Raw genomic sequence first — 24798 nt, 5'->3', positions numbered from 1 at the left:
CTCGCCTCACTTGCCCGCGGTGACGGCCGCGGCCGCATTGGCCAGCTCGCGCTGCTTCAGCAGTTCGAGCTGTTCGCTATTGAAGCGTGAATAGTCCTTCTGCCATTGCGACGGCTGCTCGACCGGCATCACCTGCACCGCGGTCACCTTGTATTCGGGGCAGTTGGTCGCCCAGTCGGAGCTGTCGGTCGTGATCACGTTCGCGCCCGATTCGGGGAAGTGGAACGTCGTATAGACGACGCCCGGCTGCATCCGCTCCGTCACCTTCGCGCGCAACACGGTCTGCCCCGCGCGCGATTCGATGCCGACCCAGTCGCCGGTTTTGATGCCGCGTTCCTCGGCATCGTGCGGATGCAGTTCGAGCCGGTCTTCGTCATGCCAGCGCGAATTCTCGGTGCGGCGCGTCTGCGCGCCGACGTTGTACTGCGACAGAATGCGCCCGGTCGTCAGCAGCAACGGATACTTGCGCGTGACTTTCTCCGGCGATGCGATGAACTTCGTGATCACGAACCTGCCCTTGCCTCGCACGAAGGTGTCGACGTGCATCGTCGGCGTGCCGTCGGGCGCGTCCTCGTTGCATGGCCACTGGATGCTGCCCATTTCGTCGATCTTCTGGTACGACACGCCGTGGAAGGTCGGTGTGAGCCGCGCGATTTCGTCCATGATCTCGGACGGATGCGTGTAGTCCATCTCGTAGCCGAGCGCGCGCGACAGCAGCAGCGTGACTTCCCAGTCCGCGTAGCCGCCGAGCGGCGGCATCACCTTGCGCACGCGCGAGATGCGGCGCTCGGCATTGGTGAACGTGCCGTCCTTTTCGAGGAACGACGAGCCGGGCAGCAGCACGTGCGCGTATTTGGCGGTCTCGTTCAGGAAGATGTCCTGCACGACGATGCATTCCATCGACGACAGCGCCGCCGCCACATGATGCGTGTTCGGGTCCGACTGCACGATGTCCTCGCCCTGGCAGTAGAGGCCCATGAAGCTGCCGTCCAGCGCGGCGTCGAACATGTTGGGAATGCGCAGGCCCGGTTCCGGTTGCAGCGTGACGTTCCAGGCGTTTTCGAACTGAGTGCGAACGAGCGGATCGCTGATGTGGCGATAGCCCGGCAGCTCGTGCGGGAACGAGCCCATGTCGCACGAGCCTTGCACGTTGTTCTGGCCGCGCAGCGGATTCACGCCGACACCTTCGCGGCCGATGTTGCCGGTCGCCATCGCCAGGTTCGCGATGCCGATCACCATCGTCGAGCCTTGCGCGTGTTCGGTGACGCCCAGGCCGTAGTAGATCGCGGCGTTGCCGGCGCTCGCGTAGATGCGCGCGGCTTCGCGTACCTGTTGCGCGGGCACGCCGGTCGCCACTTCGGTCGCTTCCGGCGAGTTCTCCGGCAGCGCGACGAAATCGCGCCACTGTTCGAACGCGCGCATCTCGCAGCGCTCGGCGACGAACGCTTCGTCGAGCAGGCCTTCGGTGACGATCACGTGCGCGAGCGCGTTGACGATCGCGACGTTGGTGCCGGGCCGCAATTGCAGGTGATGCGACGCCTTCACGTGCGGCGTATCGACGATATCGATCCGGCGCGGATCGACGACGATCAGCTTCGCACCCTCGCGCACGCGCCGCTTCAGACGCGAGGCGAACACCGGGTGGCCATCGGTCGGATTCGCGCCGATTACCATGATCACGTCGGCTTTGTCGACGGAGGCGAACGTCTGCGTGCCGGCCGATTCGCCGAGCGTCGTCTTCAGACCATAGCCGGTCGGCGAGTGGCAGACGCGCGCGCAGGTGTCGACGTTGTTGTTACCGAACGCGGCGCGCACGAGCTTCTGCACGAGGTAGGTTTCCTCGTTCGTACAGCGCGACGACGTGATGCCGCCGATCGAATCGCGCCCATGCTTCGCCTGGATGCGGCGGAATTCGGACGCCGCATACGAGATCGCTTCGTCCCAGCTGACTTCGCGCCACGGGTCGGTGATCTTCGCGCGGATCATCGGCTTTTTGATGCGGTCCTTGTGCGTCGCGTAGCCCCACGCGAAGCGGCCCTTCACGCATGCATGACCTTCGTTGGCCTGGCCGTTCTTGTGCGGCACCATCCGCACGACCTGGTTGCCCTTCATCTCTGCCTTGAACGAGCAGCCGACGCCGCAATACGCACAGGTGGTGACGACCGAGTGCTCGGGCTGGCCGAGCATCACGACGGTCTTTTCCTGCAAGGTCGCGGTCGGGCACGCGGCCACGCAGGCGCCGCACGACACGCACTCCGATTCCATGAACGGCTGGTTCTCGCTGGCCGCGACGCGAGATTCGAAGCCGCGTCCGGTGATCGTCAGCGCGAACGTGCCCTGGGTTTCCTCGCACGCGCGCACGCAGCGATTGCAGACGATGCACTTCGCCGGGTCGTACGTGAAGTACGGATTCGATTCGTCCTTCTGGTCCTTCAGATGATTCGCGCCGTCGAAGCCGTAGCGCACTTCGCGCAGGCCGGTCACGCCCGCCATCTCCTGCAGTTCGCAGTCGCCGTTGGCGGGGCAGGTCAGGCAATCGAGCGGGTGGTCGGAGATGTACAGCTCCATCACGTTGCGACGCAGCGACTGCAGACGGTCGGTCTGCGTGCGCACCTTCATGCCGGCTTCGACCGGTGTCGTGCACGAGGCCGGATAGCCGCGCCGTCCTTCGATTTCGACGAGACACAGGCGGCATGAGCCGAACGGCTCGAGCGAATCGGTCGCGCACAGCTTCGGCACGTTGACACCAGCTTCAGCCGCCGCGCGCATCACCGACGTGCCCGCCGGTACGGTCACCGCCTGGCCGTCGATGTCGAGCGTCACGTCGACGTCCGAGTGGCGGGCGGGGGTGCCGTAGTCGGTGTCGTCGGCGAACGCGTTGGCGGCGCGTGCCAGGGCTTGCGACTTGCAGGCGCAGTTGCCTGAGCCGCAGCCGCCCCCCAGGGGGGCTTCCTTCGGGGCGCCGGCAGGGGAGTTGAACTGGTCGGACATGGTGAACTCCTGGAGTCAGGCCGCGGCCGCTTTGGTGGCGTGGTCGGCAGTGGGATCGGCGGCGAGACCGAAGTCTTCAGGGAAATGATCGAGCGCGGACAGCACCGGATACGGCGTCATGCCGCCCATCGCGCACAGCGAGCCGGCTACCATCGTGTCGCACAGATCGCGCAGCAATTGCACCTGACGCGTCGACGTGTCGCCGTTGCGAATCCGCGTGATCACCTCGACGCCGCGCGTCGAGCCGATCCGGCACGGTGTGCATTTGCCGCACGATTCGAGCGCGCAGAAGTGCATCGCGTATTGCGCGAGCTCGGCAAGATTCGAGGTGTCGTCATGCACGACGAGACCGCCGTGGCCGATCACCGCGCCGACTGCCGCATACGCCTCGTAGTCCATCGGAATGTCCCACTGGCTTGGCGGCAGATAGGTGCCAAGCGGACCGCCGACCTGCACCGCGCGCGCCGGCCGGCCGCTCGCGGTGCCGCCGCCGAAGTCGTCGAGCAGTTGGCGCAAGGTCACGCCGAACGCGAGTTCGACGAGGCCGCCTCGCTTGATGTTGCCGGCCAGTTGGAACGGCAGCGTGCCACGCGAGCGGCCCATGCCGAAGTCTTTATAGAACGCGGCGCCGCGCGCGAAGATGATCGGCACGGTGGCGAGCGTGATCGCGTTGTTGATCACGGTGGGCTGGCCATAGAGACCCACGAGTGCGGGCACCGGCGGCTTTGCGCGGACGATGCCGCGCTTGCCTTCGAGCGATTCCAGCATCGCGGTTTCCTCGCCGCACACATACGAGCCCGCGCCTTTCGCGACGAACAGCTCGAAACGCTGCCCGCTCGAGAGCACGCTGTCGCCGAGCCAGCCGGCTGTGCGCGCACGGGCGATGGCAGCTTCGAGCGTCGCGATCGAGTGCGGGTATTCGCTGCGCACATAGATGTAGCCGACGGTCGCGCCGGTCACGACGCCGGCGATGATCATGCCTTCGATGAGCACGTACGGATCGCTTTCCATCACGAGACGATCGGAGAAGGTGCCGGAATCGCCTTCGTCGGCATTGCAGACGACGTACTTCTGCGCGGCTTTCGCGCCGCGCACCGTGCGCCACTTGATGCCGGCCGGGAAGGCCGCGCCGCCGCGGCCGCGCAGACCGGATTCGATCAGCGCTTCGCAGGCGGCATCGCCGTCGGTTTGCAGGGCGTTGCGTAGGCCTTCGAGGCCGCCGTGCGCGACGTAATCGTCGATGGACAGCGGGTCGGTGATGCCGATCCGCGCGAAGGTCAGGCGCTGCTGCTTCTTCAGATACGGAATCTCGTCGACCACGCCGACGCGCCGCGCATGCTCGCCGCCCTCGACAAAGCCCGCGTCGAACAACGCGGCGACGTCTTCCACGTCGACATTCGCATAGCCGATGCGGCCTTCGGGCGTCGCAACTTCGACGAGCGGTTCGAGCCACAGCAACCCGCGCGAACCGTTGCGGATCAGTTCGATCGCAATGCCGCGGCGCGCGGCTTCGCTGGCGATGGCTTCGGCCAGCGCATCGGCGCCGAGCGCGAGCGCCGACGAATCTCGCGGAACATAGATGCGCGTCATGCCGGCACCTCCACGCATTTGCGGGCAGCGGCGAACAGCGCGTCGAATTTTTGCGGCGACACGCGCGCGTGCAGCGTGCCGTTGAGCATCATCGCCGGCGACAGCGCGCATTGGCCGAGGCAGTACACCGATTCGAGTTCCACCGTTGCGCCGTCATCGTGACCGGCGTCGAAGCGGCATCCGGTGTGCGCCTCGATGTGCTGGGCAAGCGCCTCGGTGCCCATGCTGCGGCACGCTTCGGCGCGGCACAGCTGCACCGTGACGGGCGCTGCAGGCGAGGTGCGAAAGTGATGGTAGTAAGTGATGACGCCGTGCACTTCCGCTCGCGACAGGTTCAGCGCGCGGGCGAGCGGTCCGACCGCCGCGGGTGGCACAAAGCCGAGTTCGTCCTGGATCGCGTGCAGGATCGTGATGAGTGTGCGGCCCGGCTGCGCGTGACGTTGCACGAGCTGATCCGGCGCCGTGGCGAGAGAATCGTCCAAAGGGGGGCTCCTCCGAAGCGATATATGCACTTGTTATTCATAATGCATGCACGTATGCTTCGCTTATTCGATATGGTATAGCCGAAAGATAGGCGGGCCGACCGGCGCGCGCAATAGGAAACGGTCAAGCATATATGGTCAGGATCGAATGTCAGGTCGAGCTGGTGGTGAAGGGCGCGGATGGCCGCGAGGCCAGCCTGTCTGACGTGGTGCCGCTGCTCGCGCTCGTCGATGAATCTGGCAGCATTGCGCAGGCCGCGGCGCTTAAGGGTTTGTCCTATCGGCACGCATGGGGCTTGCTGCGCAGCATTGAGGAGCGGTTTGGTGGTCCTCTGATCGCGAAAGAGCGTGGGCGCGGCTCGGTGTTGTCCGACCTCGGTCACGCGGTGCTGCGCGGGCAGCGGCTCTGCGGCGAGCGGCTCGACGGCAATTTGCAGGCGCTCGCGAGCGAAGTGGCGAGCGATCTGAACCGCTGGCTTGCGCCCCCCGCCGATGACGTGCGCATCCACGCGTCGCACGGTTACGCGGTGGCCGCGCTTGTCACGGCGCTGGTCGCCAACGATCTGCCGGTCGAGATCAAGTACCGCGACAGCGCCGAGGCGGTTAGTGCGCTCGCGCGCGGCGAGTGCGATCTGGCGGGCTTTCATCTGCCGCTCGGCGAGTTCCGCGCGGTGTGCGCCGATACCTACCGGCGCTGGCTCGATCCGCAACGCCATGTGCTCGTGCATCTGACCCGACGTAAGCAGGGTCTGTTCATCGGCAAGGGCAATCCGAAGCGGATCGGCGGGCTCGGCGATCTGGCGCGCGACGACATCCGTTTCGTCAACCGCCAGCCGGGCTCGGGTACGCGGATGGTGCTCGATCTCGCGCTGCGACAGGTCGGTGTGGACCCGGACCGCGTCAACGGCTATGCGTCGACCGAGCTGACGCACTCGGCGATCGCGGCGTTCGTCGCGAGCGGCATGGCGGACATAGGCTTCGGCGTCGAACCGGCCGCGCATCATTTCGGGCTCGACTTCATTCCGATCGTCGACGAGGACTATTACTTCGCGTGCGATCGCGCGCACCTCTGTCGCGCGCCGCTCGCGACGGTGATCAACCTGTTGCGCGGCAGCGCGTTTCATCAACGCGTCGAGCAGCTCGCCGGCTACGATCCGTGCGACTGCGGCAGGCTCGTCGATCTGGACGAAGGGCTCGGCGGCGCGCTCGCGTAACGGCGGAGTAAGAGCCTGTAACCAGAAAAGCGGTGGCGCTCGGCGTGCGCGGCTGCGCAGCGCGCCGGTTTCGGCTACTCTCTTGGCTTCGTATCCGCCTTTACCGCGCGCCAAGCCGCGCTGAACCGACATGAAAGCTCTTCTCCATGCATGTGCCGCCGCTGCCGCGGCTGGTGTGCTCTGTGCCACCGTCTCCGTCGCTTACGCGCAAAATTCGCCTGGCGTGCCGGGTGGCATCCTGACCGACGAATTCCGCATTAACGAGCATCCGCAGATGCCGTTCGCCGCGTCCGCCCCGTCGGACAAGTATCAGCACGGCCGACGTTCGCAGGCGCGCAAGCGCGGCGATATGGGCGATCCGAATGGCTGCAATCTGCAGTGCCCGAAAGACGAATAAGAATTGGCTCGGGCTTCGCTCGAGCTTCGAGGTTTGACGCAACGCCGGCCCTTGGGTCGGCGTTGTGCTTTGTGGCGGGGGCGATGGCGGCCCAGTTGCCGGCCGGAGTGGATTCTTATGGCCTGGCGATGTGCCAGATTTCCTTGAAGCCGTCCCCCTTTGCATCGCCCGACGGCTTGTCGGTCGGCGCCGCCGTCGCTGCCGGCCAGTTGCTCATGCAGCCGCCGGTGCAGGCGCTGACGCCGGGCGTGGCGTCCTTGTCGAACGTGTAGAGCGTCATGCCGTCAGCGGTGACGAAGCGGTCGTCGGACAGTTTGGGCGGAAGGCACCGGCGTGTAGCACGGCGAGTGCGAGCGGGGCCAGCAGAGCGATGGTCTTGCGCATGACGCAGGCTCCTGTTTTGGCGGCGTGGTTGACGAGTGACGACTCGCTTCGAGCTACGAGTATAGGCAGCGGCCGCGGATTTACCGGGGCGTGTTGTGCGTCCCCGCTGAGTGAAGGGGAGACGTGTGGCCGGCCCGCAAAGCGTCGCGGACGGTGCCGAAAATAAAAAACCCCGGCAGCGTTACGCTACCGGGGTTTTTTGGGGCCGTTCATCGCGAACGTTCCAGGTATTTGGTGGAGGCGGCGGGAATCGAACCCGCGTCCAGAAGTCCTCTACGACCAGTTCTACATGTTTAGTTCTGTCTTTTGATTTAACCGCAGCGACGCGGACGAACACGCTGCGCTACGGCGATTCACTAAATTTTCGACCCGGACGTCGTGACGCCGCCAAGGCTTAACTGACGTATATGACCTCTGTCGGTATTGCTACCGGTCTTGCGACACTAGCCCGTCAGTGAACTAGGCAGAGGACGGCGGCCCTTAGGCTGCCAGTGCGAACGTATCGTCGTTTGCAGTTACGTTTTTCCCATTGATTAACGAGGTGACGGGTCCTCGACATGCCCTAGCCGCTTCGCAACCCCTGTCGAAACCAGGTCGCCCCCGCGGTTCGTTGCTCACATATGTGAGCCAAAGGAGATTTTACAATAGATCGAGGGCCGCGTCGTGCGTCTTTGGTGGCTGCTGAATGGTGCAACATGGCTAACAGGAGTGCGGGACGGGCCCTTCAGCCGATCTGTCTGACTTTGTCAGCCGATCTCGCGCAGCAGGGTTTGCAACTCGGCCGTCGATTCTACGACGTGTTGCGCGTGCCACCGGGTCGGCGGAATGTCGTTGCCGCAATAGCCGTACGCCGCGGCGACGGTCTTCATGCCGGCGGCAAAACCGGCCTGCACGTCGCGCAGATCGTCGCCGATATAGACGACGCGCTCCGGCGCGATGTCCAGCTCACGCGCCGCGTGCAGCAACGGCGCGGGGTGCGGCTTCGAATGCGGGGTCGTGTCGCCGCTCACCACGCAGCCGGCGCGCTCCTCGAGCCCGAGTTGCGCGACGAGCGGCTCGGTGAGCCGCGCGACCTTGTTCGTGACGATGCCCCAGCGCACGCCGCGCGCGTCGAGTTCGTCGAGCACTTCCGCGATACCCGGAAAGAGCGTCGTCTCGATGCACAGATCTGCTTCGTAGTTCGCGAGAAACTCCTCGCGCATCGATGCGAATTCGTGATGATCGGGCCCGATGCCGAACGCCCCGCAGATTAGTCCGCGCGCTCCGGCTGAAGCCAGCGGGCGCAGCTTCTCGAGCGGCACCATCTTGAGCCCCCGGTCGTGGCGCATCTTGTTGACGGCGGCCGCGAGGTCGGGCGCCGTGTCGGCAAGCGTGCCGTCGAGGTCGAAAAGCACGGCGAGGCAAAAGCCGAGCGTGTCGTCGTTGTCTTCGCGTTGCGGCAGGGGAGTCGGGTCGCTCATTGTTCGTTTTGGATACGGCGGATCGGGGCGGTTCGGGTAATTCAGGCGTCGCGGCGACAGGCGAGCATATAGTTGACGCTCGTGTCGGACGACAGCGCGAAAAGCTTGCTGAGCGGGTTGTACACGATGCCCTTGATGTCCGCCGTGCGCAGTTCGGCGGCGCGCACGAAGCCGGCGAGCTCCGACGGGCGGATGAAGCGCGCGTAGTCGTGCGTGCCCATCGGCAGCATTCGCGCGATGTATTCGGCGCCGATCACCGCGAACAGATACGACTTGACATTGCGGTTCAGCGTGGAGAAAAACACCCAGCCGCCCGGCTTCACAAGATTCTTGCAGGCCTCGACGATCGCGGCCGGCCTGGGCACGTGCTCGAGCATTTCCATGCAGGTGACCACGTCATAGGTGCCCGGTTCGCGTGCGGCCAGCGCCTCAGCCGCGATTTCTTCGTAATCGACGGTTACACCGCTTTCAAGACTGTGAAGATCGGCGACACCGAGTGCCTGCGTCGACAGATCGATGCCCTTCACATGAGCGCCCAAACCTGCCATCGATTCCGACAGGATGCCGCCGCCGCAGCCGATATCGAGCACATTTTTGCCGGCGAGATGGGCGTGGGCGTCGATCCAGCTTAGACGAATCGGATTCAGTTCGTGCAGCGGCTTGAATTCGGCGTTCGGGTCCCACCAACGATGCGCGAGGTCGCTGAATTTCTGTAGTTCGTGAGGATCGGCGTTGGTCATGGTGAAGGCTGCCTCGATGAAAGCGGTGAGCGGACGCTCGAGGATAAACCCTGAGTATATAGGGCGAGAGAAAGAGCGGCAAAAGCGCGTCGGGTAGCGGGCGCTGATGCAAGCTGCGAGCCGCTGGTAGCTGAGCGGGACCCTCCTGCGTCGCGCATCACGCCAGGCCGCGGTACCCGCGCATAAAAAAAGCCCCGCCGAAGCGGGGCTTTCGATACTGCGGTAATTTTCCAGCTTACTGCTTCGGCGTACCGACAACTTCGACTTCCACGCGGCGGTCCGGTGCGAGGCAGGCGATGAGTTGCTTGCGGTTCTTCTGGTTGCAACCGGTGGTAACCGGGTTGCGCGGACCCTTGCCTTCCGTGTAGATACGGTTGGCTTCGACGCCCTTGCTGACCAGGAAGGCCTTCACAGCTTGAGCACGACGCAGCGACAGACGGTCGTTGTAGGCGACGGAACCGATACGGTCGGTGTGGCCCGTAGCGACGACGACTTCGAGGTTGATGCCCTGGATCTTCGATGCCAGTTCGCTCAGACGTTCCTTGCCGGCCGGCTTCAGGATTGCCTTGTCGAAGTCGAACAGCGCATCAGCTTGATACGTAATCTTTTCGCTGGAGATAGCCGGAGGCGGAGGGACCGGTGCCGGCGGGGTCGGAGCCTGAGCAACCAGAGCGCCGTCGCACTTGGCGTTAGCCGTTGCGGGCGTCCAGAATGCATCGCGCCAGCAAAGCTCGTTCGTGCCGTTCATCCACACGTATTCGCCAGTACCATTCACCCAGTTGTCGTTGGTAGCTTGTCGCGACGCCGGCACCGACTGCGCCATGGCGGATGCAGCCATAACTGCGGTAGCTGCAATGAACGCGAGCTTTGAAAGTTTATTCATATTTCTCCTCTCGAAATTGAGATTACCGCAGGTTTACTGCGAGCCTGTTGACGAAGACCAGTCATACATTGCTCGAAGTATAACATTGGTGCGGAACAAAAACCGTTTGTGTAGACTTCGAGCAGTGTCTGACTCTTTGTGCGTTGGCATTTTGCCATATCGTTCCCTTCCGACGAAAAAAAAATCCGCCCCCGATCAAATCCCCCTCCAATTGTGGTGCATGCGCAACAAATGTTTTCGTCTGAGCGGTCCGCCGGCTCTGGCTGAGCGGCGAATTGGTCCCATGCAGGAATCGAGCCTGACGAGACTGAAATTGTGCGATCGGCGAGGTGTTGGCGGGTGGCCCTCTAATATGTATACGTACCTTCGTCGGGCGTGGATTCGTGGCATGTTAGAATCGCGTGATGCGTTGCGCCTGCAATGCTTACGCGAAGAAGCGGCGAAACCCCGCCTTCGCACGTAAAAGATACGGATAATGGATCAATTCGCCAAAGAGACTCTGCCAATCTCCCTTGAGGAGGAAATGCGCCGTTCGTATCTCGATTACGCGATGAGCGTGATCGTAGGGCGAGCGCTTCCCGATGTCCGCGATGGCCTGAAGCCGGTGCACCGGCGCGTGCTGTTCGCGATGCACGAGCTGAACAACGACTGGAACCGCGCCTACAAGAAGTCGGCGCGTATCGTCGGCGACGTCATCGGTAAATACCATCCGCACGGCGACACTGCTGTCTACGACACGATCGTACGGATGGCGCAGGACTTCTCGCTGCGCTACATGCTCGTCGACGGCCAGGGGAACTTCGGTTCCGTCGACGGCGACAATGCCGCGGCGATGCGTTACACCGAAATCCGCATGGCGAAGATCGGCCACGAACTGCTGGCCGACATCGACAAGGAAACGGTCGACTTCGTGCCGAACTACGACGGCAGCGAGAACGAGCCGGCCATCCTGCCCGCGCGCATCCCTAATCTGCTGATCAATGGTTCGTCCGGCATCGCGGTCGGCATGGCGACCAATATCCCGCCGCACAACCTCAATGAAGTCGTCGACGCGTGTCAGCATCTGCTGAAGAACCCGGAAGCGACGATCGACGAGCTGATCGAGATCATCCCCGCGCCCGACTTCCCGACCGCCGGCATCATCTACGGCGTGGCCGGCGTGCGCGACGGCTATCGCACCGGCCGCGGCCGCGTCGTGATGCGCGCGCTGACGCACTTCGAGGAAATCGACCGTGGCCAGCGCATGGCGATCATTGTCGACGAGCTGCCCTATCAGGTGAACAAGCGCTCGCTGCTCGAGCGCATCGCCGAGCTCGTCAACGAGAAGAAGCTCGAAGGCATTTCCGACATCCGCGACGAATCCGACAAGAGCGGGATGCGCGTCGTGATCGAGCTGAAGCGCGGCGAAGTGCCCGAGGTTGTGCTGAACAATCTGTACAAGGCGACCCAGCTTCAGGACACGTTCGGTATGAACATGGTCGCGCTCGTCGACGGCCAGCCGAAGCTCCTGAATGTGAAGGAAATGCTGACGTGCTTCCTGTCGCATCGCCGGGAAGTGCTGACGCGGCGCACCGTCTACGAACTGCGCAAGGCGCGCGAACGTGGTCACGTGCTCGAAGGTCTCGCGGTTGCGCTCGCGAACATCGACGAATTCATCGCGCTCATCAAGGCCGCGCCGACACCGCCGATCGCCAAGCAGGAGCTGATGTCGCGCGCGTGGGATTCGTCGCTCGTGCGCGAAATGCTGTCACGCGCCGAGTCGGAAAACGCGTCGGCGGGCGGTCGCGAAGCTTATCGTCCGGAGGGACTGAACCCGTCGTTCGGCATGCAGACCGACGGCCTTTACCGTCTGTCCGATACGCAGGCGCAGGAAATCCTGCAGATGCGCCTGCAGCGACTGACCGGTCTCGAGCAAGACAAGATCATCGGCGAATACCGCGACGTGATGGCGCAGATCGCTGACCTGCTGGACATTCTGGCTCGCCCGGAACGCATTTCGGCGATCATCGTCGACGAACTCACGTCCATCAAGGCCGAATTCGGCGATGCGCGTCGCTCGAAGATCGAGTTGAACGCGACCGAGCTGAACACCGAAGACCTGATCACGCCGCAGGAAATGGTCGTGACGATGTCGCACGCGGGCTACGTGAAATCGCAACCGTTGTCCGAATATCGAGCCCAGAAGCGCGGTGGTCGTGGCAAGCAGGCCACTTCCATGAAGGAAGACGACTGGATCGACACGCTGTTCATTGCCAATACGCACGACCACATCCTGTGCTTCTCGAACCGCGGCCGGGTGTACTGGGTCAAGGTCTACGAAGTGCCGCAGGGTTCGCGCAATTCGCGCGGCCGGCCGATCGTCAATATGTTCCCGCTGCAAGAAGGCGAAAAGATCACGGTCGTGCTGCCGGTCAAGGAGTTCTCGGCCGACAAGTTCGTGTTCATGGCGACCGCGTTGGGAACGGTAAAAAAGACGCCGCTGGAAGCATTTAGCCGGCCGTTGCGCAAGGGTATTATTGCGGTCGGTCTCGATGAGGGCGATTACCTGATCGGCGCCGCGATCACCGACGGCCAGCACGACGTGATGCTGTTCTCGGATTCGGGCAAGGCGGTGCGCTTCGACGAAAACGACGTGCGTCCAATGGGCCGCGAGGCGCGCGGCGTGCGCGGCATGCAACTCGAGGACGGCCAGAACGTGATCGCGTTGCTGGTGGCCGACGACGAGCAGCAGTCGGTGCTCACCGCAACCGAGAACGGCTACGGCAAGCGCACCCCAATCACCGAGTACACGCGTCACGGCCGCGGCACGAAGGGCATGATCGCAATCCAGACGTCGGAGCGTAACGGCAAGGTCGTTGCCGCGACGCTGGTGGACCCGGAAGCGCAGATCATGCTGATTACCACGACGGGCGTGCTGATTCGCACGCGCGTGTCGGAAATTCGCGAAATGGGACGCGCAACGCAAGGTGTTACACTCATCAGCCTTGACGAAGGGACCAAGCTGTCCGGTCTGCAACAGGTAGCGGAGGCCGAGGGCGAGTCGGAAAGCGATTCCGACGGCTCCGCTGAAGGTGATAACGGCGGTGAGGGCGGCGGCGCGGCTTGATCCGTGCCAGCGGCTTTCAGTCTCAGTTAATACGTTGAAGCTACGCTGCGGGTCACCGCGTATCGGGCCGGTACGCTTTCCCGTGTGGCGTGCAGTTCAAGTTAATTTCTCTTAGGGAGTAGTGATGCAAAAACGATTCAAACAACTGATGTTGCTGGCTGCCATCGTGCCGACCTTCGCCATGGCTCAAGCGCTGCAGAACCAGGCGCCTGCGGCTCCGGCTGCCGCAGCAGCACCGGTTGATCCGGCCAAGCAAGCTGCCATCAAGGAGCTGCTCGACGCCATCGATGCGCAGAAGCTGGTTGGCGCAATCGGCAACAGCGCGCAGATGCAGGCCAAGCAGCTCGTTCCGGCAATCCTGTCGGACGCGCTGACCGAGAACAAGACGATGACGGACAAGCAGAAGCAGGCCGCCGTGCCGACGCTGCAAAAGAACGCGGTGCCGAAGCTGGTGGACAGCGCGGGCCAGGTGTTCGCGACCGACTCTTTCCGTCAGGACGCGATGCAATCTCAGTACGACGCGTACGCAAAGTACTACAGCACGTCGGAAATCAAGGATCTGACCACGTTCTACAAGAGCCCGACCGGTCGCAAGTTCATCCAGGTGCAAGACCAGGTTGGCCGCGACGTCGTGAACGGTCTGATGCAGAAGTACATGCCGGAATCGATCAAGGCAACGCGTGAGCAGGCCGACAAGGAAGTCGCATCGGTCAAGCCGGCTGCCAAGTAAATTCCGCTCGCAGGCTGCGCTGATCAGCCGGCCTGTCGTCGCGCCCACTGGGCCACCCGGCGTGGCGGGTTGGCGGCGACAATGCGATAATGGTCGTTTGCGCACTGGCGCAGACGACCATTTTCTTTTTCGGCGAGCCATTTCGCAGTTCTTTTCGCCGATTCCCGCGCGACTTCGTTATTTCGCGCCCGCTTCCAGGACCTCACATGCGCGTCTTTAATTTCTCCGCCGGCCCAGCGGCCATGCCCGAAGAAGTGCTGCGCCAGGCAGCCGACGAGATGCTGAATTGGCAAGGCAGTGGTATGAGCGTGATGGAAATGAGCCATCGCGGCAAGGAATTCATGTTGATCCACGAGGAAGCGCTGACCGATTTGCGCGAGTTGCTGCAGGTGCCGGCAAGCCACCGCATCCTGTTTCTGCAGGGCGGCGGACTCGGCGAAAACGCGATCGTGCCGATGAACCTGCTCGGCTCGAAACCGCGCGCGGATTTCGTCATCACCGGCTCGTGGTCGGAGAAATCGTTCAAGGAAGCGCAGAAATACGGCAGCGTGCATCTCGCCGCGACCGGCAAGACAGCCGAGGGCTTCACCCGCGCGCCGGCGCGCTCGGAATGGCAGCTGTCGGACGATCCGGCTTACGTGCACTTGTGCACCAACGAGACCATTCACGGCGTCGAAACCTTCGAGATTCCCGACCTCGGCGATACTCCGCTCGTCGCGGATGCGTCGTCGCATATCCTGTCGCGCCCGATGGACATCGCCAAATACGGCGTGCTATTCGGCGGTGCGCAGAAGAACATCGGCATGGCCGGCGTGACGGTCGTGATCGTGCGTGAGGACATGCTCGATCGCGCGATGCCGATCTGCCCGTCGGCGTTCGAATGGAAGACCGTCGCCGAGAACAATTCGATGTACAACACTCCGCCCACCTACGCGATCTATATTGCCGGGCTCGTGTTCAAGTGGTTGAAGAAGCAGGGCGGCCTCCTGGCGATGGAGGCACGCAACCTCGAAAAATCGAAGCTGCTGTACGACACGATCGACTCGAGCAGCTTCTATCTGAACAAGGTCGAGCGTGGCTCGCGCTCCCGGATGAACGTACCGTTCTTCCTCGCCGACGAGTCGCGCAACGAAGATTTCCTGTCCGGCGCGAAAGCGCGGGGATTGGTGCAGCTAAAGGGCCACAAGTCCGTCGGCGGCATGCGGGCGTCGATTTATAACGCCGTCCCGCTCGAAGGCGTCAAAGCGCTTGTCGAATACATGAAGGAATTCGAACAGCGCAGTGCCTGAGTCACACTGACCGGCAGGCGTGCGCATCTTTTCCAGCAGTTACCCGGCAAAGCCGTTTTACGCATGGACGACGAACTCAATACACGACTCAAACCTCTGCGCGATCGCATCGACGCGCTCGACGCGCAGTTGATCGCGCTCCTGAACCAGCGCGCGTCGGTCGCGCTCGAAGTCGGGGAGGTCAAGAAGCATTTCAACGCACCGGTGTTCCGACCCGAGCGCGAGATGCAGGTGATCGCGCGCCTGCAGGAGATGAGCGCGGGGCCGCTTGCGGACGAACACATCGGCGCGATCTGGCGCGAGATCATGGCCGCAAGCCGCGCGCTCGAAAAGACCATCAAGGCCGCGTACCTCGGGCCCGTCGGCACCTATAGCGAACAGGCGATGCATGAGTACTTCGGTCAGTCGATCGAAGGGCTGCCGTGCCCGTCGATCGATGAAGTGTTCCGCTCGGTCGAGGCGGGCGCCGCCGACTACGGCGTCGTGCCGGTCGAGAATTCGACCGAAGGCGCGGTGTCGCGCACGCTGGATCTGCTGCTGCAAACGCAGCTGACCATCGGCGGCGAACTCGCATTGCCGATTCATCACAACCTGCTCACGCAAAACGGGCTCGCCGGCGTTACGCGCGTGTGCGCGCACGCCCAGGCGCTCGCGCAGTGCCAGCGCTGGCTGTCGACCAACGCGCCGCATCTCGAGCGCCAGGCGGTGTCGAGCAACGCGGAAGCTGCACGGATGGCAGCCGAAGATCCGACCGTCGCGGCCATCGCCGGCGACCGCGCCGCGATCCACTACGGCCTGCAGGTCACCAACGCGCTGATCCAGGACGATCCGCACAACCGCACACGCTTCGTGATGATCGGCAAGCAGCCGACCGGTCCGAGCGGCTACGACCAGACCTCGCTGATTGTGTCGGTCGTGAACGAACCGGGTGCGATGGTCAAGCTGCTCGAGCCGTTGGCGCGCCACGGCGTGTCGATGACGCGTTTCGAATCGCGCCCGGCGCGCGTCGGCACGTGGGAGTACTACTTCTATATCGATGTCGAAGGCCATCGCGACGACCCGGCCGTGGCCGCCGCGCTCGCCGGGCTCGGCGAGAAGGCCGCGTTCCTGAAAATACTCGGCTCGTATCCGCGCGCCCGGTAAGGGCTGGCAGCGCCGTCCGGGCGGCGCCAAGTGCACTGCCCGAACGCATATTTCACTATCCATCGTCGTTCGGAGATTTTCATGACAGCGTCTTTCGGCCCTTCCTATGTGCGTGCGATCGCGCCGTACATCGCCGGCAAGCCGATTTCGGAAGTGGCCCGCGAGTTTGGTCTCGACGAGGCGAGCATCGTGAAGCTGGCATCGAACGAGAATCCGCTCGGCATGCCGGAATCCGCGCAGCGCGCGATGGCGCAGGCGATCGCCGACCTCGGCCGCTATCCGGACTCGAACGGTTTCGAACTGAAGGCGGCGCTCGCCGCGCGCTACGGCGTGCCGGCCGAGTGGATCACGCTCGGCAACGGCAGCAATGACATCCTCGAACTCGCCGCGCACGCGTTCGTCGAGAAGGGCCAGGCGGTAGTGTTCTCGGAGTATTCGTTCGCGGTCTATGCGCTCGCAACGCAAGGCGTCGGCGCGCGCGCGATCGTCGTGCCGGCCGTGCACTATGGTCACGACCTCGACGCGATGCTTGCCGCGATCGACGACGACACGCGTCTCGTGTTCGTCGCCAATCCGAACAATCCGACCGGTACGTTCGTCGACGGTCCGACGCTCGAGGCGTTTCTCGGCAAAGTGCCGCGCCATGTGGTCGTCGTGCTCGACGAGGCGTACACCGAGTATCTGTCGGCGGACAAGCGCTATAACTCGATCGACTGGGTGCGCCGCTATCCGAACCTGCTAGTGTCGCGCACTTTCTCGAAGGCGTTCGGCCTGGCGGGCCTGCGTATCGGCTTCGCGATCGCGCAGCCCGGCTTGACCGATCTGCTGAATCGACTGCGTCAGCCGTTTAACGTCAATACGCTCGCGCAGGCCGCGGCGATTGCGGCACTGAACGACAGCGCATTTCTGGAACAGAGCGCAGCGCTGAACGCGCAGGGCTATAAGCTTCTGACCGAGGCGTTCGACAAGCTCGGTCTCGAATACGTGCCGTCCGAAGGTAACTTCGTGCTCGTGCGCGTCGGCGGTGACGACGAAGCCGGCGCCCGGGTGAATCTCGCGCTGCTGAAACAGGCTGTGATCGTGCGACCGGTCGGCAACTACGGTTTGCCGCAATGGCTACGCATCACGATCGGCCTGCCGGAGGAAAACGGAGCGTTCCTCGCGGCGCTCGAAAAGACGCTTGCCGAGCCTGCCGCTGCGTAAGCATTGCTCCTTGATCCCGCGCGTCGGCCGGCAGGAGCGGCGCGCTTATTGTCCGTATTGTGTGAGCGACGTGGCCGCGTTTTCTTTTAACAAGCTGGTGATTTTCGGTGTCGGCCTGATCGGCGGATCGCTCGCGCGCGCGTTGCGCGAACGCGGCGAGGCCGGCGGGGCACGCACGGTGGTTGGGGTGGGACGGACGTCCGCGTCGAGCGAGCGCGCGTTGGCGCTCGGGGTGATCGACGGCGCTGCGGCGCTCACCGACGACGCCGCGCTGCGCGACGCGCTAGCGGGCGCGGACTTCGTGCTGCTCGCGGCGCCGGTCGCGCAGACACAGCCGCTACTCGAACGCATCGCGCTGCATCTCGACGCCAACACGATCGTCACCGATGCGGGCAGCACCAAGTCCGACGTGGTTGCCGCCGCGCGCGCGGCGCTCGGTGCACGGATCGGCCAGTTCGTGCCGGGCCATCCGATCGCCGGCCGCGAGTCGAGCGGCGTCGACGCCGCGCTGCCCGATCTGTATGTGAACCGCAACGTCGTGCTGTGCCCGCTGCCGGAGAACGCGCCGGAAGCGGTCGAGCGCGTCGCGGCGATGTGGCGCGCCACCGGCGCCTTGGTGCGGGACATGACGCCGCAGCAGCACGACCGCGTGTTCGCGTCGGTCAGTCATCTACCGCACGTGCTGTCGTTCGCGCTCGTCGAACAAATCCTCAGTTCGCCCGACGCCGCTTTGAAGTTCTCGTTCGCGGCGGGCGGATTCCGCGACTTCACGCGCATCGCCGCGTCGAGTCCGGAGATGTGGCGCGACGTCTGCGTCGCCAATCGCGCGGCGCTGCTCGACGAACTCGACGCGTATACCGCGGTGCTCGCGCGCCTGCGCACGGCGATCGAGGCCGGCGACGGCGCCGCGCTCGAAGCGGTGTTCGCGCGCTCGCGCGTCGCGCGCAGTCAGTGGCAGGAGCAGCGCGCGGGTGGCGTGGCCGCCAGCGACGCGTCCAAATAACCGGAAACTGGACACATCATGGAATTCCTCGATCTCGGACCTTTTTCCCGTGCGTCCGGCACGATTCGTCTGCCCGGCTCGAAGAGCATCTCGAACCGCGTGCTGCTGCTCGCCGCGCTCGCCGAAGGCGAGACGACGATCACGAACCTGCTCAATTCCGATGACACCCGCGTGATGCTCGCCGCGCTCGAAGAGCTTGGCGTACGTCTGAAGCGCGACGGTGACACCTGCGTCGTGACCGGCACGCGCGGCGCGTTCACCGCGCGAACGGCCGACCTGTTCCTCGGCAACGCGGGTACGGCGGTGCGTCCGCTGACCGCGGCCCTCTCCGTGAACGGCGGCGACTACCGGATCCACGGCGTGCCGCGCATGCACGAGCGGCCGATCGGCGATCTCGTCGACGGCCTGCGCCAGATCGGCGCGAAGATCGACTACGAACAGAACGAAGGCTATCCGCCGCTACGCATCCGTCCCGCCCAGACCACGGCCGACGCGCCGATCCGCGTGCGCGGCGACGTGTCGAGCCAGTTTCTGACCTCGCTGCTGATGACGCTGCCGCTCTTGCGCACCGCGAGCGGCGTCACCACCGTGCAGGTCGACGGCGAGCTGATCTCGAAGCCGTACATCGAGATCACGATCAAGCTGATGGCGCGCTTCGGCATCAACGTCGAGCGTCACGGCTGGCACCAGTTCGTGGTGCCAGCCGGGCAGCGTTATCAGTCGCCAGGCGCGATCATGGTGGAGGGGGATGCGTCGTCGGCGTCGTATTTCCTCGCCGCGGGAGCGCTCGGCGGCGGCCCGCTGAGAGTGGAAGGGGTGGGCCGCTCGAGCATCCAGGGCGACGTCGGCTTTGCCGATGCGCTGATCAAGATGGGCGCGAACCTGCAGATGGGCGAGGACTGGATCGAAGTGCGCGGCGTCGGCAACGACCATGGCAAGCTCGATCCGATCGACATGGACTTCAACCTGATCCCCGACGCGGCGATGACGATCGCGGTCGCTGCGCTGTTCGCGGACGGCACCACCACGCTGCGCAACATCGCAAGCTGGCGCGTCAAGGAAACCGACCGCATCGCCGCGATGGCGACCGAGCTGCGCAAGGTCGGCGCGAAGGTGCAGGAGGGCGAGGATTTCCTCGTCGTCACGCCGCCCGAAAAGCTCATCCCGAATGCCGCGATCGACACCTACGACGACCACCGTATGGCGATGTGCTTCTCGCTCGTGAGCTTGGGCGGTGTGCCGATCCGCATCAACGACCCGAGGTGCGTCGGCAAGACGTTCCCCGATTATTTCGAGCGCTTCACGGCGCTCGCGCAACCCTGATGCAATCCAGATTCGCGTGCGAATCGCCCGATGTGCGACATTTTTAGATGAAACCGATCCGTCCCTTTCACCAGACGCCCGTCATTACGATCGACGGCCCCAGCGCCTCCGGCAAAGGCACTGTGGCCGCGATGGTGGCCGCCAACCTCGGCTTTCACCTGCTCGACAGCGGCGCGCTCTACCGGCTCGCGGCACTCGCGAGCCTGCGCTACGGCATCGCGGCGGACGACGTCGACGCACTTGTCAAACTGATCGACGACCTGCATATCACGTTTCGCGAGGGGCTCGCGCAACTCGACGGCGTCGATGTATCGACCGAAATTCGTGCCGAGGAAGTGGGCAGCCGCGCCTCGGCGATCGCCGTTCACGCGCCGGTGCGAACCGCGCTGGTGGCGCGTCAGCGGGCGTTTCGCAAGCAGCCGGGGCTCGTCGCCGACGGGCGCGACATGGGCACCGTGATCTTTCAGGATGCCGTGCTGAAGGTGTTCATGACGGCGAGCGTCGAGGCCCGCGCGACGCGCCGGCATAAGCAATTGATCCAAAAAGGATTTTCTGCTAATATAGATGACTTGCTCCGGGATTTGCGTGAGCGCGACGAGCGTGACAGTCAGCGCGCGGCCGCGCCGCTCAAGCCCGCGGCGGATGCAAAACTGCTTGATACCTCCGCATTGTCGGTCGACCAGGCGGTCGAGCAGGTGGTGCAATGGTATGAAGCGCTGGTCCCGCATGCGTAACTGAAACGGTCATGCGGTAGTGGCCAGACAGCGGCAGTCCTGTTGTTGGTAGGTGCTTCGCGATGGTCGCGAAGCGTTGTTTTTTTAACCCTTTAACCCCGCGTGGCGTTCGCGTATTTGCCGCAGTTGCTGACCAGTCCGGTGAGCCAGGCGTTGCGAAGACCATGCAAACTCTGATTTTTATGTCCGACCTGCAAACCTCTACCCCGAATACCGAATCTTTTGCGGCTCTGTTCGAAGAGTCGCTGACCAAGCAGGACATGCGCGCTGGCGAAGTGATCTCCGCGGAAGTCGTGCGTGTCGACCACAACTTCGTGGTCGTGAACGCTGGTCTGAAGTCCGAAGCCTACATCCCGCTCGAAGAATTCCTGAACGACGCGGGCGAGGTAGAAGTGCAGGCGGGCGACTTCGTTTCCGTCGCGATCGACGCGCTGGAAAACGGCTATGGCGACACCATCCTGTCGCGTGACAAGGCGAAGCGTCTGGCTTCGTGGCTGTCGCTGGAAAAGGCGCTGGACAACAACGAACTCGTAACCGGCACGATCACGGGCAAGGTCAAGGGCGGTATGACCGTGATGGTCAACGGCATCCGCGCGTTCCTGCCGGGTTCGCTGGTTGATACGCGTCCGGTCAAGGACACCACCCCGTACGAAGGCAAGACGCTCGAATTCCGCGTCATCAAGCTCGACCGCAAGCGTAACAACGTCGTGCTGTCGCGCCGCGCTGTCATCGAGGCAACGCAAGGCGAAGAGCGCGCGAAGCTGCTCGAAACGCTGAAGGAAGGCGCGATCGTCGAAGGCGTGGTCAAGAACATCACCGACTACGGCGCGTTCGTGGACCTCGGCGGTATCGACGGCCTGCTGCACATCACGGACATCGCATGGCGTCGTGTGCGTCACCCGAGCGAAGTTCTGTCGGTTGGCCAGGAAGTCACCGCGAAGATCCTCAAGTTCGACCAGGAAAAGAACCGCGTTTCGCTCGGTATCAAGCAATTGGGCGACGATCCGTGGGAAGGCATCTCGCGCCGTTATCCGTCGGGCACGCGTCTGTTCGGTAAGGTCACCAACATCACCGACTACGGCGCATTCGTCGAAGTGGAATCGGGCATCGAAGGCCTCGTCCACGTGTCGGAAATGGACTGGACCAACAAGAACGTTGCTCCGTCGAAGGTTGTCCAATTGGGCGACGAAGTCGAAGTCATGGTTCTCGAAATCGACGAAGACCGCCGTCGTATCAGCCTCGGCATGAAGCAGTGCAAGCCGAACCCGTGGGACGACTTCAGCCGCAACTTCAAGAAGGGCGACAAGATCAGCGGCGCCATCAAGTCGATCACCGACTTCGGCGTGTTCATCGGTCTGCCGGGCGGCATCGACGGTCTGGTTCACCTGTCGGATCTGTCGTGGAGCGAAACCGGCGAGGAAGCCGTTCGCAAGTACAAGAAGGGCGACGAAGTGGAAGCGATCGTTCTCGGCATCGACGTCGAGAAGGAACGTATTTCGCTGGGTATCAAGCAGCTCGAAGGCGACCCGTTCAGCAACTACGTTGCAATGAACGACAAGGGTTCGGTCGTTGACGGTACTGTCAAGTCGGTGGACGCGAAGGGTGCTGTGGTCCAGCTGTCGGGTGAAGTCGAAGGCTACCTGCGTGCTTCGGAAATCGCCCAGGACCGCGTGGAAGACGCTCGCAACGTGCTGAAGGAAGGCGACAAGGTCAACGCGATGATCATCAACATCGATCGCAAGTCGCGTGGCATCAACCTGTCGATCAAGGCGAAGGATTCGGCTGAGCAGCAGGAAGCCATCCGCGGTCTCGCTGCTTCGGATTCGAGCGCGGCCGCTACCGGCACGACGAACCTCGGCGCGCTGCTGAAGGCCAAGCTCGACGGCCAGAACCAGTAAGCCTGAGAGGTCTGCTGCAGTATGACCAAATCGGAATTGGTCGCCCAGCTGGCTACGCGGTTTCCGCAACTTGTTCTCAAGGATGCGGATTTCGCGGTGAAGACGATGCTCGATGCGATGTCGGAGGCACTTGCCAAAGGTCATCGCATCGAAATTCGAGGTTTCGGCAGCTTCGGGCTCAACCGCCGTCCCTCCCGCGTTGGACGCAATCCGAAGTCGGGCGAGAAGGTGCTGGTACCTGAGAAGTACGTACCGCACTTCAAGCCGGGCAAGGAATTGCGCGAGCGGGTGGACCGTCGCGCGGGCGAGCCGCTGAAGGCCGAAGAGCCGGATGACGACCTTTAATGACTCCGCTGTGCGTCTTGCAGCGTGGCATAGCTAGCGTCAGCGGCCAAAGCCAGTCGGCAAAAGACCAGGAAAAGCGCCTTCGGGCGCTTTTTTTTCGTCCATCCTTTGAGAAGAGGGCGCCTCCCGGTGCGGTCCTTTGCATTTCGCGAATCACCCGTAAGTGCGCCATCCCGCCACTTGCTGCCCGGCCCCGAGGTCATCCATTACAATACGGGTCACTTCGGCGCGGGCAACACCGTGGCGCGACGCGTCATCGAGCCGGCGTCACCCCGCAACTGCCGTCAAGAGATCTATTCATGAAATTTATCGTCTGGCTGATCCGTGTGCTGGTGTTCGTGCTGCTGCTGGTGCTGGCGCTCTCCAACACGCAACCCGCTACGCTGAATTTCCTCGCCGGCTACGTCTGGTCGGCGCCTCTGATTCTGATCGGTCTCGCGTTTTTCGTGATCGGCTTGCTCGCGGGGCTCGTGTCGGCGGTGCCGGCCGTCGTACGTCTGCGCATGGAGAATGGCCGGCTCAGGCGCGAGTTGCGCGTGGCGCGCGAAACGCCAGCCGTCGTCGAGCAGCCGCCGCTGCCGCCGCTGATCTGAACTCCGTTGCGCCGCGCGCTCTGAGCGCGGCTTTTCGTTTTCGCTTTCCCGCACATTTGCATTAATCGCATGGATCTAGACTTCTGGTGGCTGCTGGTCATACCCGTCGCATTCGCGTTCGGCTGGATGGCGGCGCGCTACGACCTCAAGACGCTGCTGTCCGAGAGCGCGAACCTGCCGCGGTCCTATTTTCGCGGTCTGAACTTCCTGCTCAACGAGCAGCCCGACCAGGCGATCGACGCATTCATCGAGGTCGTCAAGCTCGACCCTGAAACGGTCGAATTGCATTTCGCGCTCGGCAATCTGTTCCGCCGGCGCGGCGAAACGGATCGAGCGATCCGCGTGCATCAAAATCTGCTGAGCCGCGCGGACCTGCCTGTCAGTGAGCGCGATCACGCGCTGTACGAACTCGGCCAGGACTTCCTGAAAGCGGGTCTGCTCGACCGTGCCGAGGAAACCTTCCGCTCGCTGCAGGCGGGCGATTACGCACTCGGCGCTCAACGCGCGCTGTTGACGATCTACGAGATCGAGAAGGACTGGGTCAAGTCGATCGATACCGCGCGTCACCTCGAAACGATGGGCGCACCGTCGCTCGAGAAGGAAATCGCGCAGTTCCATTGCGAACTTGCTCAGGAAGCGCTGCAGCAGAAGAAACCGGACGAAGCGCGTCATCAGCTCGGTCTCGCGCTGAAGGCGAACCCGACCAACGTGCGGGCGACCATCCTGTTCGGCGACGTCGACGCGGCCGGCGGTGCGTCCGAAGCGGCGATCGGTCAATGGCGCGGCGTCGAGGAGCAGAACCCCGCGTATCTGCCGCTCGTCGCAGAGAAAATCATGAAGGCGTATGAAGCGCTCGGTCGCGCGCAGGAGGGCGCCGATCTGCTGACCACGTGGGTCGACCGTCATCCGAGCAACGATCTGCTCGACGTCGCGTATCAGCACGTCGCGTCGCTGCGCGGCGTCGATGCCGCGCATGCGCTCGCGCGCACGCAGATGCAGAAGTCGCCGAATCTGGCCGGCATGACGCGTCTGCTCGAAGCGCAGCAGGCCGTCGCCGAAGAGCCGCGGCGCAGCGAGCTCGAACTGATGCACACACTGATCCGCCAGCGCACCAAGAATCTGCCACGCTATACGTGCCAGAATTGTGGTTTCCGGGCGCGGCTTTTCTACTGGCAGTGCCCCGGATGCAGCGGTTGGGAAACCTATGCACCGCGCCGCGTCGAGCCGATTACCGCGCCGAGTTGACGCCGCACGGGCGGCTTTGGCCGCGTCGGCGTTCATTGCGACGCG

At 63.6% G+C, this 24798-nt stretch carries 21 protein-coding genes and 1 other RNA gene; 14 read left to right on the top strand and 8 right to left on the bottom strand.

The window, feature by feature from the left end:
* Positions 1 to 6: 6 nt before the first annotated feature.
* Genes fdhF through OKW27_RS24455 form a run of 3 tightly spaced genes read right to left on the bottom strand, consistent with a single transcriptional unit; the run spans position 7 to position 5063 of the window.
* Positions 7 to 2991, bottom strand: a complete 2985-nt coding sequence (gene fdhF / locus OKW27_RS24465) for a formate dehydrogenase subunit alpha (RefSeq protein ID WP_429335127.1) — start codon at positions 2989 to 2991, stop codon at positions 7 to 9.
* A gap of 15 nt (positions 2992 to 3006) precedes the next feature.
* A complete protein-coding gene (locus OKW27_RS24460) occupies positions 3007 to 4581 on the bottom strand; it encodes a formate dehydrogenase beta subunit (protein WP_429335126.1) in 1575 nt (524 codons plus the stop codon).
* Entirely contained in the window at positions 4578 to 5063 is a 486-nt protein-coding gene (locus OKW27_RS24455) for an NAD(P)H-dependent oxidoreductase subunit E (RefSeq protein ID WP_090801339.1), read from the bottom strand. Before OKW27_RS24455 ends, OKW27_RS24460 begins: the two co-directional genes overlap by 4 nt.
* A 134-nt stretch (positions 5064 to 5197) precedes the next feature.
* On the opposite strand from OKW27_RS24455, the gene OKW27_RS24450 reads away from it, so the two are divergent.
* Both OKW27_RS24450 and OKW27_RS24445 read left to right on the top strand, forming a co-directional pair.
* On the top strand, positions 5198 to 6277 hold the full coding sequence (locus OKW27_RS24450; protein WP_429335125.1) for a substrate-binding domain-containing protein: 1080 nt from the start codon (positions 5198 to 5200) through the stop codon (positions 6275 to 6277).
* A 130-nt stretch (positions 6278 to 6407) separates the two neighbouring features.
* Entirely contained in the window at positions 6408 to 6674 is a 267-nt protein-coding gene (locus OKW27_RS24445) for a hypothetical protein (RefSeq protein ID WP_018421395.1), read from the top strand.
* A gap of 115 nt (positions 6675 to 6789) precedes the next feature.
* Here OKW27_RS24445 and OKW27_RS24440 read toward each other — a convergent pair whose 3' ends face one another.
* From OKW27_RS24440 to ompA, 5 genes are all read right to left on the bottom strand, one after another.
* Positions 6790 to 6987, bottom strand: coding sequence for a hypothetical protein (locus OKW27_RS24440; protein WP_429336592.1), 198 nt, complete (start codon positions 6985 to 6987; stop codon positions 6790 to 6792).
* 303 nt (positions 6988 to 7290) lie between these two features.
* Positions 7291 to 7660: a transfer-messenger RNA gene (ssrA, locus tag OKW27_RS24435) on the bottom strand.
* Between the two features lie 144 nt (positions 7661 to 7804).
* A complete protein-coding gene (gene gph / locus OKW27_RS24430) occupies positions 7805 to 8518 on the bottom strand; it encodes a phosphoglycolate phosphatase (protein ID WP_429335124.1) in 714 nt (237 codons plus the stop codon).
* 41 nt (positions 8519 to 8559) lie between these two features.
* On the bottom strand, positions 8560 to 9258 hold the full coding sequence (gene ubiG, locus OKW27_RS24425; RefSeq protein WP_090801333.1) for a bifunctional 2-polyprenyl-6-hydroxyphenol methylase/3-demethylubiquinol 3-O-methyltransferase UbiG: 699 nt from the start codon (positions 9256 to 9258) through the stop codon (positions 8560 to 8562).
* A 235-nt stretch (positions 9259 to 9493) separates the two neighbouring features.
* Positions 9494 to 10141 carry an outer membrane protein OmpA gene (gene ompA / locus OKW27_RS24420; protein ID WP_090801331.1) on the bottom strand — a complete coding sequence of 216 codons (648 nt, stop codon included), beginning with the start codon at positions 10139 to 10141 and terminating at the stop codon, positions 9494 to 9496.
* Between the two features lie 475 nt (positions 10142 to 10616).
* On the opposite strand from ompA, the gene gyrA reads away from it, so the two are divergent.
* From gyrA to lapB, 12 genes are all read left to right on the top strand, one after another.
* Complete coding sequence (gene gyrA, locus OKW27_RS24415; protein ID WP_429335123.1) at positions 10617 to 13247, top strand: DNA gyrase subunit A; 2631 nt, start codon at positions 10617 to 10619, stop codon at positions 13245 to 13247.
* 124 nt (positions 13248 to 13371) lie between these two features.
* Positions 13372 to 13977, top strand: a complete 606-nt coding sequence (locus tag OKW27_RS24410; protein ID WP_090801328.1) for a DUF2059 domain-containing protein — start codon at positions 13372 to 13374, stop codon at positions 13975 to 13977.
* 206 nt (positions 13978 to 14183) lie between these two features.
* Positions 14184 to 15266 carry a 3-phosphoserine/phosphohydroxythreonine transaminase gene (gene serC, locus OKW27_RS24405; RefSeq protein ID WP_184070725.1) on the top strand — a complete coding sequence of 361 codons (1083 nt, stop codon included), beginning with the start codon at positions 14184 to 14186 and terminating at the stop codon, positions 15264 to 15266.
* A gap of 63 nt (positions 15267 to 15329) precedes the next feature.
* Positions 15330 to 16409, top strand: a complete 1080-nt coding sequence (pheA, locus tag OKW27_RS24400) for a prephenate dehydratase (RefSeq protein ID WP_090801324.1) — start codon at positions 15330 to 15332, stop codon at positions 16407 to 16409.
* Between the two features lie 81 nt (positions 16410 to 16490).
* Entirely contained in the window at positions 16491 to 17612 is a 1122-nt protein-coding gene (gene hisC, locus OKW27_RS24395; protein WP_429335122.1) for a histidinol-phosphate transaminase, read from the top strand.
* Positions 17613 to 17673: 61 nt separating this feature from the next.
* Complete coding sequence (locus OKW27_RS24390) at positions 17674 to 18615, top strand: prephenate dehydrogenase (protein WP_429336591.1); 942 nt, start codon at positions 17674 to 17676, stop codon at positions 18613 to 18615.
* A gap of 18 nt (positions 18616 to 18633) precedes the next feature.
* Complete coding sequence (aroA, locus tag OKW27_RS24385) at positions 18634 to 19938, top strand: 3-phosphoshikimate 1-carboxyvinyltransferase (protein ID WP_429335121.1); 1305 nt, start codon at positions 18634 to 18636, stop codon at positions 19936 to 19938.
* 47 nt (positions 19939 to 19985) lie between these two features.
* Positions 19986 to 20672, top strand: coding sequence for a (d)CMP kinase (gene cmk / locus OKW27_RS24380; protein ID WP_090801320.1), 687 nt, complete (start codon positions 19986 to 19988; stop codon positions 20670 to 20672).
* 164 nt (positions 20673 to 20836) lie between these two features.
* Positions 20837 to 22570: a 30S ribosomal protein S1 gene (gene rpsA, locus OKW27_RS24375; protein WP_008921410.1), complete on the top strand. Its 1734-nt coding sequence runs from the start codon at positions 20837 to 20839 to the stop codon at positions 22568 to 22570.
* A gap of 21 nt (positions 22571 to 22591) precedes the next feature.
* Positions 22592 to 22915, top strand: a complete 324-nt coding sequence (locus OKW27_RS24370) for an integration host factor subunit beta (protein ID WP_006050255.1) — start codon at positions 22592 to 22594, stop codon at positions 22913 to 22915.
* A 299-nt stretch (positions 22916 to 23214) separates the two neighbouring features.
* Positions 23215 to 23508 (top strand): LapA family protein, encoded by a 294-nt coding sequence (locus OKW27_RS24365; RefSeq protein WP_090801318.1) that lies wholly within the window; start codon positions 23215 to 23217, stop codon positions 23506 to 23508.
* Between the two features lie 69 nt (positions 23509 to 23577).
* The gene (gene lapB / locus OKW27_RS24360) at positions 23578 to 24753 is read left to right on the top strand and encodes a lipopolysaccharide assembly protein LapB (protein ID WP_429335120.1); all 1176 of its coding nucleotides are present in this window, start codon (positions 23578 to 23580) and stop codon (positions 24751 to 24753) included.
* Positions 24754 to 24798: the final 45 nt, after the last annotated feature.

Source organism: Paraburkholderia sp. 35.1 (assembly GCF_050436525.1).
GTDB classification, from domain to species: Bacteria; Pseudomonadota; Gammaproteobacteria; order Burkholderiales; family Burkholderiaceae; genus Paraburkholderia; species Paraburkholderia tuberum.
Note: the sequence above shows the minus strand (reverse complement) of the source record. Positions and strands in the feature narration are given on the sequence as shown.